This window comes from Pedobacter suwonensis (assembly GCF_007833675.1).
In the GTDB taxonomy this organism is placed as follows: Bacteria; Bacteroidota; Bacteroidia; order Sphingobacteriales; family Sphingobacteriaceae; genus Pedobacter; species Pedobacter suwonensis.
This window is the reverse complement of the sequence record NZ_CP031708.1, coordinates 34,074-50,868: the sequence shown is the minus strand read 5'-3', so window position 1 is coordinate 50,868 and position 16,795 is coordinate 34,074. Positions and strand designations below refer to the sequence as shown.

The 16,795-nt window shown below is 37.9% G+C and carries 16 protein-coding genes; 9 read left to right on the top strand and 7 right to left on the bottom strand.

What is annotated here, in order from left to right:
• The first annotated feature begins 40 nt into the window (after positions 1–40).
• Positions 41–937: a peptide chain release factor N(5)-glutamine methyltransferase gene (gene prmC / locus DV942_RS00235; protein WP_145854285.1), complete on the top strand. Its 897-nt coding sequence runs from the start codon at positions 41–43 to the stop codon at positions 935–937.
• Positions 938–1,156: 219 nt separating this feature from the next.
• Here the strand turns inward: prmC and DV942_RS00230 are convergent, their stop codons facing one another.
• Together DV942_RS00230 and xerD are read right to left on the bottom strand one after the other, a co-directional pair.
• Complete coding sequence (locus DV942_RS00230; RefSeq protein WP_145854283.1) at positions 1,157–1,678, bottom strand: YcxB family protein; 522 nt, start codon at positions 1,676–1,678, stop codon at positions 1,157–1,159.
• 18 nt (positions 1,679–1,696) lie between these two features.
• Positions 1,697–2,596, bottom strand: coding sequence for a site-specific tyrosine recombinase XerD (gene xerD, locus DV942_RS00225; RefSeq protein ID WP_145854281.1), 900 nt, complete (start codon positions 2,594–2,596; stop codon positions 1,697–1,699).
• Between the two features lie 49 nt (positions 2,597–2,645).
• On the opposite strand from xerD, the gene aroQ reads away from it, so the two are divergent.
• Positions 2,646–3,062, top strand: coding sequence for a type II 3-dehydroquinate dehydratase (gene aroQ, locus DV942_RS00220; RefSeq protein WP_145861507.1), 417 nt, complete (start codon positions 2,646–2,648; stop codon positions 3,060–3,062).
• A gap of 167 nt (positions 3,063–3,229) precedes the next feature.
• Here aroQ and DV942_RS00215 read toward each other — a convergent pair whose 3' ends face one another.
• Positions 3,230–4,243, bottom strand: a complete 1,014-nt coding sequence (locus tag DV942_RS00215) for a glycosyltransferase family 2 protein (protein ID WP_145854279.1) — start codon at positions 4,241–4,243, stop codon at positions 3,230–3,232.
• Complete coding sequence (locus DV942_RS00210) at positions 4,240–5,121, bottom strand: lysophospholipid acyltransferase family protein (RefSeq protein WP_145854277.1); 882 nt, start codon at positions 5,119–5,121, stop codon at positions 4,240–4,242. The genes DV942_RS00215 and DV942_RS00210 overlap by 4 nt, the downstream gene beginning before the upstream one ends.
• A gap of 39 nt (positions 5,122–5,160) precedes the next feature.
• Here DV942_RS00210 and DV942_RS00205 point away from each other — a divergent pair, with 39 nt between their 5' ends.
• The 6 genes from DV942_RS00205 (at position 5,161) to bioB (ending at position 10,037) form a co-directional block, all read left to right on the top strand.
• Positions 5,161–5,772: a WbqC family protein gene (locus DV942_RS00205; RefSeq protein ID WP_145854275.1), complete on the top strand. Its 612-nt coding sequence runs from the start codon at positions 5,161–5,163 to the stop codon at positions 5,770–5,772.
• 3 nt (positions 5,773–5,775) lie between these two features.
• Entirely contained in the window at positions 5,776–6,897 is a 1,122-nt protein-coding gene (corA, locus tag DV942_RS00200) for a magnesium/cobalt transporter CorA (protein ID WP_166672288.1), read from the top strand.
• 60 nt (positions 6,898–6,957) lie between these two features.
• Positions 6,958–7,209 (top strand): type II toxin-antitoxin system ParD family antitoxin, encoded by a 252-nt coding sequence (locus tag DV942_RS00195; protein WP_145854273.1) that lies wholly within the window; start codon positions 6,958–6,960, stop codon positions 7,207–7,209.
• A 103-nt stretch (positions 7,210–7,312) separates the two neighbouring features.
• A complete protein-coding gene (locus DV942_RS24110; protein ID WP_222431187.1) occupies positions 7,313–7,504 on the top strand; it encodes a type II toxin-antitoxin system RelE/ParE family toxin in 192 nt (63 codons plus the stop codon).
• A gap of 93 nt (positions 7,505–7,597) precedes the next feature.
• Positions 7,598–8,947 carry a magnesium transporter gene (mgtE, locus tag DV942_RS00185; protein WP_090978865.1) on the top strand — a complete coding sequence of 450 codons (1,350 nt, stop codon included), beginning with the start codon at positions 7,598–7,600 and terminating at the stop codon, positions 8,945–8,947.
• 88 nt (positions 8,948–9,035) lie between these two features.
• Positions 9,036–10,037 (top strand): biotin synthase BioB, encoded by a 1,002-nt coding sequence (bioB, locus tag DV942_RS00180; protein ID WP_145854271.1) that lies wholly within the window; start codon positions 9,036–9,038, stop codon positions 10,035–10,037.
• Between the two features lie 171 nt (positions 10,038–10,208).
• Here the strand turns inward: bioB and DV942_RS00175 are convergent, their stop codons facing one another.
• Both DV942_RS00175 and DV942_RS00170 read right to left on the bottom strand, forming a co-directional pair.
• Positions 10,209–10,619 (bottom strand): organic hydroperoxide resistance protein, encoded by a 411-nt coding sequence (locus tag DV942_RS00175; protein WP_145854269.1) that lies wholly within the window; start codon positions 10,617–10,619, stop codon positions 10,209–10,211.
• A gap of 118 nt (positions 10,620–10,737) precedes the next feature.
• Positions 10,738–12,897, bottom strand: a complete 2,160-nt coding sequence (locus tag DV942_RS00170; RefSeq protein WP_145854267.1) for an FUSC family protein — start codon at positions 12,895–12,897, stop codon at positions 10,738–10,740.
• A gap of 766 nt (positions 12,898–13,663) precedes the next feature.
• Here DV942_RS00170 and DV942_RS00165 point away from each other — a divergent pair.
• Positions 13,664–15,016 (top strand): PhoH family protein, encoded by a 1,353-nt coding sequence (locus tag DV942_RS00165; protein WP_145854265.1) that lies wholly within the window; start codon positions 13,664–13,666, stop codon positions 15,014–15,016.
• Positions 15,017–15,170: 154 nt separating this feature from the next.
• On the opposite strand, the gene DV942_RS00160 is transcribed toward DV942_RS00165, so the two are convergent.
• The gene (locus DV942_RS00160; protein ID WP_145854263.1) at positions 15,171–16,382 is read right to left on the bottom strand and encodes a TCR/Tet family MFS transporter; all 1,212 of its coding nucleotides are present in this window, start codon (positions 16,380–16,382) and stop codon (positions 15,171–15,173) included.
• Positions 16,383–16,795 lie beyond the last annotated feature (413 nt).

The following is a 16,795-nucleotide window of genomic DNA, read 5'->3' as shown; positions in this document are numbered from 1 at the left end:
AGAGAATGGTTATCGTCGCAAATAAGTAATTTTGTCTGACATGAAAATAGGATCGCTTGAAGAGCATTATAAATTGGAATTGGTGCCGTTTTACGACAGCGAGGAGGCCAAATGGCTTTTTAGTCTGGCTGCCGAACAGGTTTTAAACCTGTCTCGCAGTAAACTGATGATGGCAAAAGACCGGGAAGTCGATTTTATCAATCAGCAAAAACTTTTGAGTATCTTAAACGATTTGCAGATTGGAAAGCCAATTCAGCATATTTTGGCAGAAGCACATTTTTATGGACTGGTTTTTAAAGTTGATGAAAATGTGTTGATACCCCGGCCCGAAACGGAGGAATTGGTAGATTGGATCATCTCGGTTTGCAGTAAACAGTTTTCAGTTAATGGCTTGGCATATTCCAAAGCCCTAAGCATACTTGATATTGGAACCGGATCTGGTTGCATCCCCATTACTTTAAAAAAATACCTCCCAAATGCTAAAGTATCTACCCTTGACGTTTCCCCTGAAGCTATCGCAGTCGCCAAACAGAATGCCAATACAATTGGTGTCGAAATTAATTTTAAGGAGGCTGATATTTTAACTTTCCAGTCTGAAAAAAAATTTGACATTATCGTTAGTAATCCTCCCTATATCAGATATTTAGAAAAAGAAGATATGCATCACAATGTGTTACTACACGAACCACACCTGGCATTATTTGTAAGTGACGACAACCCGCTGCTATTTTACAAGGCTATTGCAGCATTTGCAAAAACAAACCTAAAACCTGGCGGACAACTTTACTTCGAAATAAACGAATATCTTGGTAAAGAAACTATCGAGATGCTGGAAGATAAAGGTTTTATAAATATAGAGTTAAGACAAGACATGCAAGGTAAAGATAGGATGGTAAAAGCAGGGCTTGATGTTAGAGATGCGATGAAAAATGGATGATGGAATCTAAACCAATAACAATGATCAATTTCTATAGCTATAGGACTCATCCAGAATTCTTAATATCCTCAACTTCTTAATGATAAGGAAGATATCACCAAGTCAGGCGTCCGAAAGTCAAGAAACATAAAGCAGCAAAAACACTCTAATTCAAATTTATGCCGTAGTGCTTAAAAATAATGCACGGAAAATTAGCTGTTTTAGGTAAGGCTATGATGACTAATTTTTTTTAAAACCCAGCTTTGAATTAGTTAATTCAATGATATTGTTAAATTGTGACTCACTTGTTTCAGATTTGTGCAGCATGAGAAATATTCTTTTGTCAATAAACAATATAAAGAAATCATTGATAACCGAATAATTTGAGAAGGCTCCCCAATTAAAATGAAATCTTTTTTCATTATCAGAATAACTAAATTCATCATTAGTAAATTCGTAAGTATAAATGAAATTCTGTTTCTCATGTTTCTCACTCAGGGCATCCATTTCTCTAAAAAAAATTGTTCTTAAATTTATAATTCTTAAGATATAATTAAAGGTCAATATGAAAAGTATCATTCCAGCTACCCCATAAAAAGATGAGGATGGCCCTTTATCTGTAATAACTAAAATTATTAATCCCATTGTTAGCATAACATAAACGAGCAATTTTATATAACTCTGCTTATATTCTAATCTAAATTTGAGTTTATTACTTTTAATGAAAATGCTTTTATCAAATGGAACTGTAACTTTAATCATATTTAAATTTGTCTATAATTAAGCTCTCGGATGAAATTGAGTAATCACCTCCCTTAAATAATCCCGATCAATATGTGTATAAATCTCGGTAGTGGTAATGCTCGAGTGACCCAGCATTTCCTGTACCGCACGTAAATCAGCACCACCTTCAATTAAATGAGTCGCGAATGAATGTCTTAGCGTATGTGGACTGATCGTCTTTTTTATTCCTGCGGAGATAGCAAGGCTTTTAATAAGGTTAAATATCGAAATACGTGAAAGTTTCGCCCCAAAACGGTTTAGAAAAATAAAATCTTCGTTTCCTTTTTTAATATTAGCATGTACCCGAACTTCATTCAGGTAAATATTAATTAGTTTAAGCGCTACACTACCGATGGGTACCAGACGTTCTTTATTACCTTTCCCAATAACCTTGATAAATTCGATTTTATCAAACACATTTGATATCCTTAATTCGGTTAATTCAGTTACCCTTAAACCACAACCATACAGTACCTCTATAATGGCTTTGTTGCGCATCCCATCAGGTCTGGAAGCGTCTATAGCAGCTATAAGCGCATTAATTTCATAAATATTCAGCGTATCCGGTAATTTTCTGCTGAGCTTTGGCGCTTCCAATAATGTTGTCGGATCATTTAAAATCAAATCTTCAATCATTAAGTAGGCGAAGAAAGCCTTTAAACCCGATATTACCCTGGCTTGCGTACTCGGTAGCATCCCAAGTTCATTTAACCATGAAATGAAAGATTTTAGATGGGTTATTGTAATTTCATTAAGTTTTGGTTCTGCATTTAACGATTGAAAATACTGGATCAGTTTATTGAGATCGTTGAGATAGGCATCAATTGAATTTCCAGATAATGACCGTTCCAGTTTCAAATACGATTTAAATCCTTTAATATATGATGACCAAAGCATGCTTTTATTTGAGATTTTTTATAACATTGCAACGTTACAACATTATATGATGAAAATACAAATTATTAACGGCCCAAACTTAAACTTATTAGGTGTCCGTGAGCCATCTATCTATGGAAATACCAGTATAGAAGATTATATTAAAGAACTAAGAACGGCTTATCCGGATATCGAAATCGAATACTATCAAAGTAATGTTGAGGGTGAGATTATCAATAAATTACATGCGGTTGGTTTTAGTTATGATGGAGTAGTGCTAAATGCTGGCGGTTATACACATACCTCGGTTGCCATTGCAGACGCCATTGCCGCTATTAAAACGCCGGTGGTTGAGGTCCATATTTCTAATATTTACGCCCGTGAAGAATACCGCCATGTTTCCTTAACCGGAAAAAACTGCCAGGGGGTGTTAACCGGCTTTGGCATGAAAGGCTACCGCCTGGCTATTGAAAGTTTATTGGCGTAATATAATTTGTTAGTCTTAAAACTATCACAGGTAGCGTCAGGTAATATTGGGAAGATCGATTCGTCATTTCGAGCGAAGTGCAACGTAGTCGAGAAATCTTTTAAGCAAGTTTAAATATTTCGCTATTGATGAATATCTGTTCGCTTCACTCGAAAGGACGAAATGCTTTATTTTAACTCCGAAAAATATTTAACTTTCTTAATAAAAAATGCCCAAACAATACTGTTATTATACACCCCGGTATGTTTAGCATAATCTTTCTGAAACGCTTTCCGTTTTTTGCTGGTTTTTAAAAGTGATTTAAGGAAATGCCAGTGGCCTTTGGTCACGGCCATCGTAAATTTTGGTTTTCCGGTCAGTAAAAAATGCCACCAGGCAACAAAATCAATAAACATCCGGATGGTAATCCTAAAAATTGCATCACCTGCCGGGAGGTTTTTTTGCATAATGATCAGGTTATTCCTGAAATTAAGGTAAGTTTTAAAAGGATTTTCAGTTTGTAACGTTCCGCCGCCTACGTGGTATACTTCAGCTTCCGGACAGTACATGATTTTATAATTGAGGTTTTTCAATCGCCAGCAAAGATCTATTTCTTCCATATGTGCAAAAAGATCGGCGTCCAATCCTCCGGCCTCAATCCAGCATTTACTTTTGATAAAAAATGCCGCCCCGCTTGCCCAAAAAACCTCCCTTGCGTCATTGTACTGACCATTGTCAAGCTCATATACATTAAAAAGTCTGCCGCGACAGAATGGAAACGAATAAATATCAAGATATCCGCCCGCAGCACCTGCATATTCAAATTGTTTTTTGTTTAACTGCCATTTAATTTTAGGCTGTGCCGAAGCAATACGCATGTCGCTTTCCATCAAATCAACCACAGGCTTGATCCAATTTGGAGTTACTTCTACGTCAGAATTAAGCAAAACAAAATAATCTGCTTCAACGCGTTCTAAAACTTTGTTGTAGCCTCCCGCAAATCCATAATTCTGGTCGTTCTGAATAATTTTAACAGTTGGAAAGTTTTCTTGTAAAAATGAAACTGAATCGTCGGTCGAAGCATTATCGCCCACAACAATCTGCAGGTTGTCATATTCGGAAAGCAGGATTCCGGGTAAAAACTGCTTTAAATATGCCTTTCCATTCCAGTTTAAAATTACAACGGCTACTGATGGGTTCATTCTTTTTGTTCGGGTTTAAATTTCCAGCGCTTATGGCTCCATAGCCAGTATTGGGGCTGATCTTTTATAATGTTTTCTAAAAATTTAAAATGCAGGTCAGTTATCCCAAATTCGTGTATGCTTTCCGGATCGAGACACATGGGTATTACTTCTACATGGTAATAACCTTTTTTGACTACACTTACTTTGAAATAATATATCGGTCTTCTGGTCGATTTTGCAATCTTTTCTACGCCCAAAAGTGCAGCTGTGGGTTGATTTAAAAAATCTGTAAAGTATCTGGCTTCCTCCCTGGTGGGCGACTGGTCGCTAGCAAAGCACAATAGGGTAGGTTCGTTTTTATAAGCAGCTATTCCCCGCAGGGTTTGCCTCATGGCAATAAAAACATTACCGAACTTTGTCCTCATGCAGTCAAACCACGTTTCGAAGATTTTATTTTTGATGGGCTTAAAAATAACCAGGGTTTTGGCAGATATGCTTAATCCAAGCGCCAGGGTACCCAATTCCCAGTTTCCGTAATGACCGGTGCAGGCCAGTACGCTTTCTCCGGCTTTAAAATGCGACTCTAATTGTTCCAATCCCGTAAACGTTACCCTTTTTAAAACTTCCGATTTTGAAATACTCGTCATTTTGATGATTTCAAAGATGAGTTCTGCCAGGTATATAAAGAATTTTTTCTCAATGACTTTTATTTCGGCAGCAGATTTTTCAGGAAAGGATTGCGTCAAATTCTGTCTGACAACTTTTTTTCGATAGCCAATTACGTAATAAAGAAGATAATATAGTAATCTTGCAAAAAAAAACAAAAAGGGCAGGGGGAGCAGCGATAACAGGTACAAAAAAAATACGCCTACATGCGCAATCCCTTTCTTAATCATTATTTTTAAAACGTTTCAGCTACAAACATAAATTTTCAAATGCAGAATACAGCTATACTTCCATTATTTTATCTTCCACCAGTAGGTTATTTTAGTTTATTGCAACAGCTGGGAGAAGATTTTTTAATAGAACAACATGAGCATTTAGCCAAACAGACTTACCGTAACAGGGCCAGCATTTACTCACCTAATGGCAAATTAGATATTACTGTTCCGTTGGTTAAAGGTTCAAAAACACATACAAAAATGAAAGATGTTCGGATCAGTTACGATTTTAACTGGCAACGTTTACATTGGTTAAGCCTAGAAAGCTGTTACCGCAGCTCTGCCTATTTTGAGTTTTATGAAGATGAACTTAATCGTTTCTATACCGATAAATTTGAATTTCTGTTCGATTACAACCTCGAACTTTTAATGTGGCTGAATAAAAAATTAAAACTAAATAAACGCTTTGAACTCACAGGCGAGTATTTTGATAACATCCAACCTGCACTTGATTTCCGCTCAGCCATGAACCCTAAAAAACCTGAAGATATTGTAAACAATAAACCCTATTATCAGGTTTTTGAAGATAAACATCAATTTTTACCCAACTTAAGTATTGTTGATCTGTTATTTAACCAGGGTCCACAAGCCCGGCTATATTTATAACATATGGGAAAAAGCAAGCCACGTAACCGTCATAAGCACTACAAAGTCCCAGCTCCCGGCACCAGTCCGGGTTTATACGCCATTGATGAAGATGCCTTAAAGCCAGTTATTGTACTGCATGCTTATAACGATAAGAGTTATAAGAAAACAGAACTGGAAAACATCAATAACATCGATAAACTGATCGAAAACAAAGATTTTTTTTACTGGTTTGATATTAAAGGCCTGGCTGACCCCAATATATTTGAAACTTTATATGCTAAATTAGATATCAGCAGGCTTGTACTGGAAGACATTACCAGTTCTTATCAGCGGCCCAAACTGGATGAATATGATAACGATAAATACATTTTTTCAGTAAGCAGGCATTTATATTTAAGCGATGAAAATGTGCTCTGTAATGATCAGATTTCTTTTATCTTATCAGAGCGTACATTAATCACTTTCCAGGAAACCTATGCAGATTGTTTTGAGCCGGTAAGGAAACGTTTGGAAATAGGAAAGGGCAACATCCGAATTGGCGGCAGTAGTTACTTAATGTACGCCATCATGGATGTAATTGTAGATAACTATTTTGCACTTCTGAATTTTTGGGGAGAAGAATTAGATGCGATTGAAGACCGGTTATACGACCATCCGGATAGAAGGATCATGTACGATACACAGGCCATTAAAAGATCTTTGATCACCATTAGAAAAGTAACCTGGCCAGAAAGGGATAAATTAAATGACATTATCCGCTCAGACAGTCCATTAATATCAGATCTGACCAAAACCTATATGAAAGATGCTTACGACCATTGCATCCAGATTATCGATTTCATCGAATCCTTAAAGGAGATTGCTTCTGCCAATATCGACATGAATCTATCGATTATCAGTAACCGAATGAACGAAATCATGAAAGTATTGACCATTATTTCGTCCATTTTTATTCCGTTAACTTTTATTGCCGGAATTTATGGAATGAATTTCAGCAGAGAAGATCCGGCAACAGGAAAGATATTGAAGGATAATATGCCAGAATTGTATGCAGAGCATGGATACTTATACACCTGGCTGGTAATGGCAGTGATTGCCATTATACAGGTGATTTATTTTTGGCGTAAAGGATGGTTTAAATAAAACATTATTTTAATAATATACCTTTTTTGGTAACTTTAATAATATTAAAATATTAAGACAATGGGACGAAATACCTCTATGGCTTTGAGAGATCATTTTGAAAACTTTGTTGAGGAAAGAATTTCTGAAGGAAGATTTAAAAATGCAAGCGAGGTTATTCGGGCGGGACTAAGACTACTGGAAGATGAAGAAAACAAAATCAAAATTTTAAGAGAAGCACTTCAGGTAGGAATTGATAGTGGAAGGGTAAAGGATTTCGATCCGAAAAAACATATTGAAATTTTGAAAGCCAAGAAGAGGACAAATGGCTAAGTTCTTTTTTAGTAATAAAGCACTTCAAGACTTAAGTGAAATTTGGGATTGTACCTATGATGTTTGGTCAGAAAATTAAGCTGACAAATATTATAAGTTATTCATTGAATTTTGTAATCAGATTGCTAAGAAACCTGAAAAAGGTAGAAATTATAGAGAGACGAACCAAAACATATTAGGATTCAAAGCTGGCGAATATATCATTTTCTATCTGATAATTGATAATGTAGAAATCGAAATAGTTAGGATTTTACATGATAAGATGGATTTAAGAGCTAACTTGACAGACCTTTAGTTATACCTGTAAATGAAGAATATTAGATGTCAGTTTCTGTAAAAATCAATTGTTAATATTCGTAGCTTTAGGGCATTTTGGTTTAGGTTATAGATGCAGTCATTCGAAATAGATAAAAGCGACGTACTCAAGGTTAAAAATGCAATTTTAGCTGGCGATGAAACTTTAAAAATGGTTTTAGAGGAGTACCATGCCTCCGAAATCGCGATTTTGTTCGAACGTTTGGATAAATCTGAACAACGGCATATCATAAACCTTCTTCCTGCAGAAATTGCTTCCGAGATTATCTCGGAAATGGATGAAGAATCCCATCCAGAGGAGCTACTTTTTGAGCTTCACCCTGACAAACGTACAGAGATTGTTGAAGAGCTGGATTATGATGATGCTACAGATATTATTTCGCAACTGGAAGACCATGAGCAGAAAGAAATTCTGGAAGACCTGACCGAAGACCATGCTTCAGAAATCCGAAACCTCTTAACCTACGACGAAAAAACTGCAGGTGGTTTAATGAACACAGAACTGATCTGTGTAAACATTAACCTCACCAAAAAGGATGCTATTGATGAGATTATCCGCCAGAGCGAGGAAATGGAGGAGTTTTATACCATTTATGTGGTGGATGATGAGGAAGCTTTTAAAGGCATTGTTTCCTTAAAAGATATCATTAAGGCAAAACACAATGCCAAAATAACGGAACTGGTTAAAATAGATGCGGTTTATGTACATCCTAATACAGATCAGGAAGAAGTAGCCAATTTGATTTCACAGTATAACTTAACCAGTATCCCGGTAATAGATGAAAATCAAAAACTGCTTGGCAGGGTAACTTTCGATGATGTGATTGATGTGATGGAAGCGGAAAGTACCGAGGATATCCTGAAAATTTCAGGGGTATCGGAAGATGAGGAATTGAGCGGTAACTGGGTTGAAGCTGTAAAATCACGTTTACCCTGGTTAATTATCAACCTGGGCACGGCTTTCCTTGCTTCTTCAGTAGTACGTTATTTCGACCCCACCATTAAGCTGATTCCATCATTAGCGGCGTACATGACCATTATTGCCGGCATGGGCGGAAATGCAGCTACCCAGGCACTTGCGGTAACGGTGAGACGTATATCGCTCTATGACTTGACGGATAAGCAAGCTTACAGAACGGTATTGAAAGAATTTACGGTAGGCTTAATTAACGGTGCAGCTAATGGTTTGATCGTATTTATTTTTGCTTTCTTTTTTGATGGAAATCCCATGCTCGGTCTGGTTATCTTCCTGGCTATGACCGGTAATCTGATTATTGCAGGTATAACAGGCGCAGGTATTCCGCTTATTTTAAAACGTGTAGGTATTGATCCTGCCATTGCATCATCTATAATTATTACTACTTTTACCGATGTTTTTGGATTCCTGTTAATTTTAGGATTGGCCAGCAAACTTTTACTATAAACCAGCAAGACCAGGATTAGGGCAAAACCAAACTGGAATGGCTGTTAATTAATTAAAACAACAAAATTATCTGCAAAATCTGATCCCGATGCAAACAACAAGACACGATTGGACAAAAGAAGAAATATACGAAATTTATAATAGACCGTTTTTGGATCTGGTTTATGAAGCCGCAACCATTCACCGCGAAAATAAAGATTATAATGAAGTTCAGGTGAGTTCATTAATTTCCATTAAAACCGGTGGCTGTGCAGAAGATTGTAGCTATTGCCCGCAGGCAGCCCGCTACCATACTGATTTAGAAGTACAGCCCCTGATGCAGGTGAGCCAGGTAGTTAGCGCTGCCGTTAAAGCCAAAGAGGGTGGAGCATCTCGTTTATGTATGGGCGCTGCCTGGCGCGAAGTACGCGATAACCGCGATTTTGACCGTGTGATTGAAATGGTTAAAGCCGTGAATGACATGGATATGGAAGTTTGCTGCACATTGGGCATGCTTACTGAAAGCCAGGCACAGCGCTTAGCTGATGCGGGTTTGTATGCCTATAATCATAATATCGATACTTCTGAAGATGATTACAAGCGGATTATATCTACCAGAACTTATGATGACCGTTTAAATACGATCCAAAATGTAAGGAAAGCTAAACTAACCGTATGTAGTGGCGGTATTATCGGTCTAGGTGAAACAGTAGAGGACCGGGTTTCGATGCTGCAAACCTTATCAAACATGGAAAAACATCCCGAATCAGTACCCGTTAATGCTTTGGTACCGGTAAAAGGAACACCTTTAGCCGATCAGCCACGTGTTCCGATCTGGGATATGGTCAGGATGATTGCAACTGCTCGTATCGTAATGCCAAATTCGGTCGTGCGTTTATCAGCTGGCAGAAATGAAATGACTACACTGGAACAGGCCTTTTGTTTTATGGCTGGTGCGAGTTCTATCTTTGCAGGCGATAAATTATTAACCACGCCAAATCCGGCATTTGTTGACGATATGGCCATGTTTGAATTATTAGGATTGAAAACCCGCGATGCGTTTAAAAATGGCAGACCTGCCAATACCATAATTGAACAGGAAGCCGTTTAACATAATTCATAAAACATCTGTGCTGTCAGTTGTTTCCAACTGAAAATGCAAATAATGCTATAAACAAGAAAGTCCCGGATTTTAATCCTGGACTTTCTTGTTTATAATACTTTGGTCTGAAATCTATCTACCTGTCGGATGGTAACATCCGACAGCACGAGGGAAATTTGTCTATACCGCTGTTACCCTTACCTCAATATTACCTTTGGTTGCTTTCGAATATGGACAGGCACGATGAGCTTTATCTGCTAGCGCCTGGGCTTCCTCATGCGAAATCCCTGGAATGTGAACATCAAGATCTGCCGAAAGTGCAAATGCATTTCCATCCTTATTAAACGAAACAAGTACCTTAACATTAGCTCCGCTAACATCAACGCCTTCGCGTTCGGCAATAGAGCCTAAGGCACCTAAGTAGCAAGGTCCCCATGCTGCTGCAAATAATTCTTCAGGATTCGTTGCTCCACCCTGGCCACCTAACTCTTTTGGTTTTCTCAGATCTAAATCTAAAATTCCGTCACCCGATTTAATGTGTCCGTCTCTTCCTCCGGTAGCTGTAACTTCAGCCGTATATAACTTTTCCATCATCATTTTTTTAATTGATTAGGTTTAACAAATTATACTGGCCTTTGTTTCAGGCATCCGTAAATACGGCCTGCTGAAACGTCTAAGGGTGAAATTGGAAGTTAATTCCGGTTATCAATTAAAGCCGTATTTTTACCGATAATTTGTAAATATCGTAAGCCACTTTCTGGATCAGGTCAAACTGCTCAGGAACCAGGTCTTCTCCTTTTTTTATTGCAACTCCATTATCGTTTAACCTGATCAAAGGTACATTATCTATAGCGTCCTTTCCCTGCTCCAGATTATCAATAGATGCATCTAATAAATAGTTGGTATTATTGGCGATCGGCTTTAAGGTCTCGAAACTCTCGAAGATAAACTGGTGTTCTTTATTATATAGCGAAAGTGTTGCAACATAAGATGACAATAAATGGCTTAGTGCGGTAAACTGATGAACCTCTTTAATAAACAGCTGTTTGCTTTTGGGTTCAGAGAACATCCTTTGAAATAATGAAGCTAAATTCGCAGTACTTACATACACTTCTTTACGGGCCAGCTTATATTCCGTTCTGTTGTAATTTTTTTCAAAATACAGTTTAATCACATGTTCATAATACGCTTTATTTGCTTTCAGCATGTCTACCATAGCTTCTTTCAGCTTTTCATGTTCCCAGGTTGGGAATAAGGAATAACTGGCTAACAGAGCAATACCAGAGCCTATAAAGGTATCGTAAATCCTCTCACGTGCCAAAGCGATTGATCCCATTCCCAGAAAATCGAACAGAATTAAGATATAAGGCGTCATAAAGAGTACGCTGACTACATAATTTTTTCTTTGGAAGCTGTAGCAGCCGATCATGCAGATTAAAAGAATAACGAACAGTGTATTCCGGTCATGGATATAGGTAATTACCCCCATACCGATAAAAGCCCCGACCGTGGTACCGATTAAACGCTGATAATTACGCTCTTTGGTTAAACTGAATCCCGGTTTAGAAATCACCAGGATGGTGAGAAGAATCCAGTAACTATGTGAAAAATCAAGAATCTGAGCCACAATAAAACCCAGCAACATCACCACGGTAACCCGTAACGAATGCCTGAAGGTAGAAGAGGTATAGGTTAAATTCTCTGTAAACAGGTTGAAATCGAATTTTTGCCTGGTGATAAATTTCTCTGTATCTACCTCAGCCTTTCTGATATCTTTGCTGTTTCTGATTTTAAAGTAGCTGAAAATAGTTTTAACCCTTGCCAGGATATTTTCGATGTTCACCTCGATATTTTTCAAGGCGATAATGCCCAGGGTATTGTATTCCTGGTTTTGGTTGTTTTTTTCCAGATGATTGATTTTGATCTTTAACCTTTCGATCTCAATCAGTAAACGCTTCGAAATAACAGGTATGCCTCCGCTTTTCAGGGCAAATGCAATATCATCAAGGGCATACGAAATCCGCTTGATGGCCATTTCATAATCTGATAAGATACCGGCCTTATCAAACTGGTCGTGTAACTGCTGGTAATTATAATAGGTAGACATCACCTGCTCAAACAGGTCTACCATATCTACAAACACCAATAATAAAAATCTGCCTTCAGGAGTCGAATCCCTCACAATTTCGCGGGTTCTGAATAATAATTCCCTTACCGCATCTTGCTTTTCATGCACGGAGACCTGAAGTTGTAACAGTTCTGAATAGGTTTTATCGTAGTTATTATTCTGATGATAAAATTTGGCTTTTTCGCGAAGAAATTCTGCCACCTCTAAAATAGAATCACTTAGCGATTGCTGTACCAAACGAAAAGGACGTAAACGATACACAAAATAGCTTAAACCTGTATACCATAGGCTACCAGCCAGCACGAAAGCGGCATGTAACAATACCTCCTGCCATGGCCGGATATCATCAATACTCAGTACCATAATCAACAATACTGCGGTACCTACTGATGCCGCCCTGATGCCATAGATATAAAACATTGAAAATACAAAACTTGATACGGCCAATAAAAAGCCTATAAAGTAATGATTTTTATTGGTTAGGCCAGTGATGATGGAGAAGGTAAAAATGAGTGCCGTGGTAATCAGCATGGCATTTCGGCGGTGTACCATCGGTCCCGGACTATCAACCACACTGACACATAAAGCGCCCAAAGATAGAGTCATGCCGTATTTTAATAAGCTAAACTGGGCAAAGATTAAAGAGGGGAGTAGTACACCTATGGTAATACGGAGACCATCGGCAAAATACGTACTCAATAAAAAGTCTTGTATATTTCTAATGGGTTGCCTGATCTGCATGTTACAAAAATAACATAATAGGGATGTTTTTTGTTGGGATTAAAATTAAGTTTTTTGTTTTTTTACTATCCTTGGGCAGAAAAACGATAATCAACTGATTACTAAACACCTGCAAGGATGTTAATAAGTGCATTAATGTCCATTGTTGACAAACTCAAAAAATGCCGCAAGCAACCATAAATTCGAAGTTTAGTTAAATTCAACCTGTTGATAACCAGTGTTTTTAAGTGGATAACATTGTTCATAAAAACATTTACTTTATACTTGATAATTAAGGTTTTATGTCCTAAATTAGATCATATCAAATACGGAGTACTTTGAATGCTGACAAAACAATCCAAAAGAGATAAAGAACCGAAAGGAGAATTATTTCGGATCGTTTACAGGGAAAACGATTAATTTCAGAAAGGGTAAAACCGAGTAAGAATATATATTAACATCGATTGATTGGACAATAAGAAAATCGCACAGGCCCAAACAGCGCTTATAGAAAGCTACGAAGTTTACGGACGGATGAGCTGGAAATAAATTTTCACGAATCGTAAAAGTTGAAAAACCTAACGAGAACGGAAAAATCAAAGTAAATAAGATTTGATGCTTTAAATGTAACTACGGTTATTTTAAAGTTAAAACGGGGAACTCAATCGAAAGAAGAAGGTCCCCGTTTTTATTTTGAACCCAGGTGCTGGCGCATCCTGAGGTAGCATCCATTGTATAAAAATCAAGGAATTTCCTTTATTTAATGCTTAAACATTAAATTTACCAAATGGCTAAAAAAGGTAAATCATTCTCCGGTCTGTCAAAAAAGATATTCGTTCTTGATACCTCGGTTATTTTATACGATCATGACGCGATCAACAACTTTCAGGAGCATGATGTAGCCATTCCCATCCAGGTTTTAGAAGAACTCGATCATTTTAAAAGTGGTAATGATACCCGAAATTTCGAAGCCAGAAGTTTTATCCGCCTTATTGATGAAACCTCAAAGCAAAAACTCATCAGCGATTGGATTTCACTAAAAAGTCACGATTTAGGTAAATTTAAGGTCGTTTTAAATGAAAAGTCATTAACTGTAAATGCAGAAGAGGTTTATGGAAAAGGCAAAACCGACCATAAAATTTTAAACGCAGCATTAAGTTTAAAAGAAGAATACCCAGATAAAAAAGTAATACTGGTATCTAAAGACATCTGCCTGAGGTTAAAAGCAAAGGCTTTGGATTTAAATGCTGAAGATTACGAAACAGGCAAGATTAAAAATGTAGATGAACTCTACGCCGGCAAGACCGAATTGGATAATTTTCCTATTGACATCATTGAGAAGGTAAAAAAACAATCATTTATCGATGCAGGCGAAATAACACTACCACCCAAAAACGCCAATCACTTTTACGTTCTAAAAAACAAAAGAAAAACGGCCAGTGTATTTTATAACCATCGTTTAAAAACGATTTCGGCTGTCTCAACCGATGCAATCTTTAAAATAAAACCGAAAAATATCGAGCAGGCATTTGCCATCCACGCACTTTTAGATCCGGAAATTAAACTGGTAAGCATACAGGGCAATGCCGGAACTGGTAAAACACTATTGGCCCTGGCCAGTGCGCTGGAACAGCGTAAAAATTTCAGGCAGATTTATGTCACCCGGCCCATTGTTTCACTGAGCAATAAAGATATTGGTTTCCTGCCGGGCGATGCAAAATCTAAAACAGATCCTTTTATGTCACCCATTTGGGATAATCTGCGGTTTATTAAAGAGCAGTTTATTGGAGATGATAAAATGTCGGAAAAGATTGATGAACTGATTACAACTGAAAAAATAGCCATCGCACCCCTGGCATTTATCAGGGGCAGAACCCTCACCAAAATCTTCTTCATCATTGATGAGGCACAGAACTTAACACCGCACGAAGTTAAAACCATCATTTCAAGGGCAGGGGAGCATACTAAAATTGTTTTCACTGGTGATATTTATCAGATTGATACACCTTACCTCGATTCGGAAAGTAATGGGTTATCTTATTTAATCGAAAACGCAAAAAAACATCCGCTATATGCGCATATTACCTTACAAAAAGGAGAGCGGAGCGAGTTGGCTAATCTGGCAAATGAGTTATTGTAATATTTCTACTCCCAACCAAATGATCGTCATTTCGAGCGGAGTGTAACGAAGTCGAGAAATCTATCTAGGAGGTAGATCTCTCTCCCGAATATTCGGGACTGCGCTTCAGTCGAGATGACGATTTTTCTTATTAGATATACAGCTTCATTTGCAATTAATGATATTTCTTCAAACTTCTCAAACAAATAAACAATCCAATCAAAGTTAACACCGCGCTTAATATGAACGGTGCCCCGGGGAAATAAACCGGTGCTTTCCCTTCTATAAAATACGCAAATATATGTGTCATTACCCAGGGCGCAAATATGGCTGCCAAACTTTGTAAACCGGTTAAAACACCTTGCATTTCGCCCTGCGCATTGGCAGGCACCTGATTCGAAATCAGTCCTTGCATAGCAGGTCCGCCAATTCCGGCCAAACCGTAAGGAAGCATAAACGCAAACATCATCCAGCCTTTAGATGCGAAGGCAAAGGCTACAAAGCCGATTACATATAAAATAAGACCGAAGTAAACTGCTTTCTTTTCACCTATTTTTGGTAAAATTATCCTGATTAATCCACCCTGTACAATTCCGATAACCAACCCCACAAAGCCTAATGAATAACCCACCCATGCCGCATCCCAGTTAAATTTCTCCATGGTATAAAATGTCCAGTTGGATTGAACTGAATGACTGGAAAAATACAGCAAAAATAAGGTAGCCATTAAGCCCGCCAATGCCGGATATTTACCAATACTCCGTAATGAGCCAATGGGGTTGGCCCTTTTCCAGTCAAAAGCCCTGCGTTTCTCAACAGGTAACGATTCCGGCAATATAAAATAACCATAAAGCCAGTTCACTAGGGACAAGCCTGCAGCGATCATAAATGGTACCCGGGTGCCAAAATGGCTAAAAATACCACCTAAAACGGGACCTAAAATAAAACCAACACCGAATGCAGCGCCAACCAACCCAAAATTCTGCGCCCTTTTTTCGGGAGCTGAAATATCTGCAATGTATGCCTGGGCGGTAGTAAAACTCGCACCTGTAATACCTGCAATGATACGTCCTACGAACAACCATATAATGGAAGGAGCGAAGGCCAAAAAGATATAATCGATACCTAAACCAAACAAAGAGCTTAACAATACGGGTCTTCTTCCGTAACGATCGCTCAATGAACCGATAATTGGAGCGCTTATAAATTGTACTGATGCATAGGCCAGTGTAAGCCAGCCCCCGTATTCTGCGGCCAAACCGAAACCGCTGCCGGTCAAATCCTGTATAAGCTTCGGTAACACAGGGATAATGATCCCAAAACCTGTAAAATCAATCAGGAGGGTGACCATAATGAAACTCATTGCAGATTTCTTATTGTTTGCCATCTTTAAAAGGTTGAAAAACAAAAGTATCAGAATTACTTAAGAATGTAAATTTTAGTTCCAGAAAACTGAGCGGTCTAAATCAGCATATCATACACAATCACTGTTTATAAACCTGATATAGCGGATAGCCCACAGCGAGCTACGAGCGAGGACATGAAGTGGTAGCAGGACTGCAGACCGCCGCTAAAACAGCACCCTACATTTTCAAAAAAATCATCAATCCAAGCAGGCAGACCTGTCAGATTTCAAAACCTGACAGGTTTTAGATTAAAAACCCTTAAACTGGCCTTCAATAACTTAAAATCCGGCCGAGAGTAAAAAACCTATGGCAACGGTCAAAAATTTTCCACAATGCCTTAATCCGGCTAAATTTTGCTAAATTCGCAAGGTTATAATAACACCCTTTTTTAATA

What these genes read in the sequence shown, in the direction of transcription:
- DV942_RS00210 (WP_145854277.1), bottom strand. Translation starts at nt 5,121, where the DNA reads ATGATTAAGAAAGGGATTGCGCATGTAGGCGTATTTTTTTTGTACCTG.
- DV942_RS00230 (WP_145854283.1), bottom strand. Translation starts at nt 1,678, where the DNA reads ATGATTAAAGTTACAGTTCCATTTGATAAAAGCATTTTCATTAAAAGT.
- DV942_RS00160 (WP_145854263.1), bottom strand. Translation starts at nt 16,382, where the DNA reads ATGGCAAACAATAAGAAATCTGCAATGAGTTTCATTATGGTCACCCTC.
- DV942_RS00205 (WP_145854275.1), top strand. Translation starts at nt 5,161, where the DNA reads ATGCAGAATACAGCTATACTTCCATTATTTTATCTTCCACCAGTAGGT.
- aroQ (WP_145861507.1), top strand. Translation starts at nt 2,646, where the DNA reads ATGAAAATACAAATTATTAACGGCCCAAACTTAAACTTATTAGGTGTC.
- mgtE (WP_090978865.1), top strand. Translation starts at nt 7,598, where the DNA reads ATGCAGTCATTCGAAATAGATAAAAGCGACGTACTCAAGGTTAAAAAT.
- corA (WP_166672288.1), top strand. Translation starts at nt 5,776, where the DNA reads ATGGGAAAAAGCAAGCCACGTAACCGTCATAAGCACTACAAAGTCCCA.
- DV942_RS00195 (WP_145854273.1), top strand. Translation starts at nt 6,958, where the DNA reads ATGGGACGAAATACCTCTATGGCTTTGAGAGATCATTTTGAAAACTTT.
- xerD (WP_145854281.1), bottom strand. Translation starts at nt 2,596, where the DNA reads ATGCTTTGGTCATCATATATTAAAGGATTTAAATCGTATTTGAAACTG.
- DV942_RS00165 (WP_145854265.1), top strand. Translation starts at nt 13,664, where the DNA reads ATGGCTAAAAAAGGTAAATCATTCTCCGGTCTGTCAAAAAAGATATTC.
- DV942_RS00170 (WP_145854267.1), bottom strand. Translation starts at nt 12,897, where the DNA reads ATGCAGATCAGGCAACCCATTAGAAATATACAAGACTTTTTATTGAGT.
- DV942_RS00175 (WP_145854269.1), bottom strand. Translation starts at nt 10,619, where the DNA reads ATGGAAAAGTTATATACGGCTGAAGTTACAGCTACCGGAGGAAGAGAC.
- bioB (WP_145854271.1), top strand. Translation starts at nt 9,036, where the DNA reads ATGCAAACAACAAGACACGATTGGACAAAAGAAGAAATATACGAAATT.
- prmC (WP_145854285.1), top strand. Translation starts at nt 41, where the DNA reads ATGAAAATAGGATCGCTTGAAGAGCATTATAAATTGGAATTGGTGCCG.
- DV942_RS00215 (WP_145854279.1), bottom strand. Translation starts at nt 4,243, where the DNA reads ATGAACCCATCAGTAGCCGTTGTAATTTTAAACTGGAATGGAAAGGCA.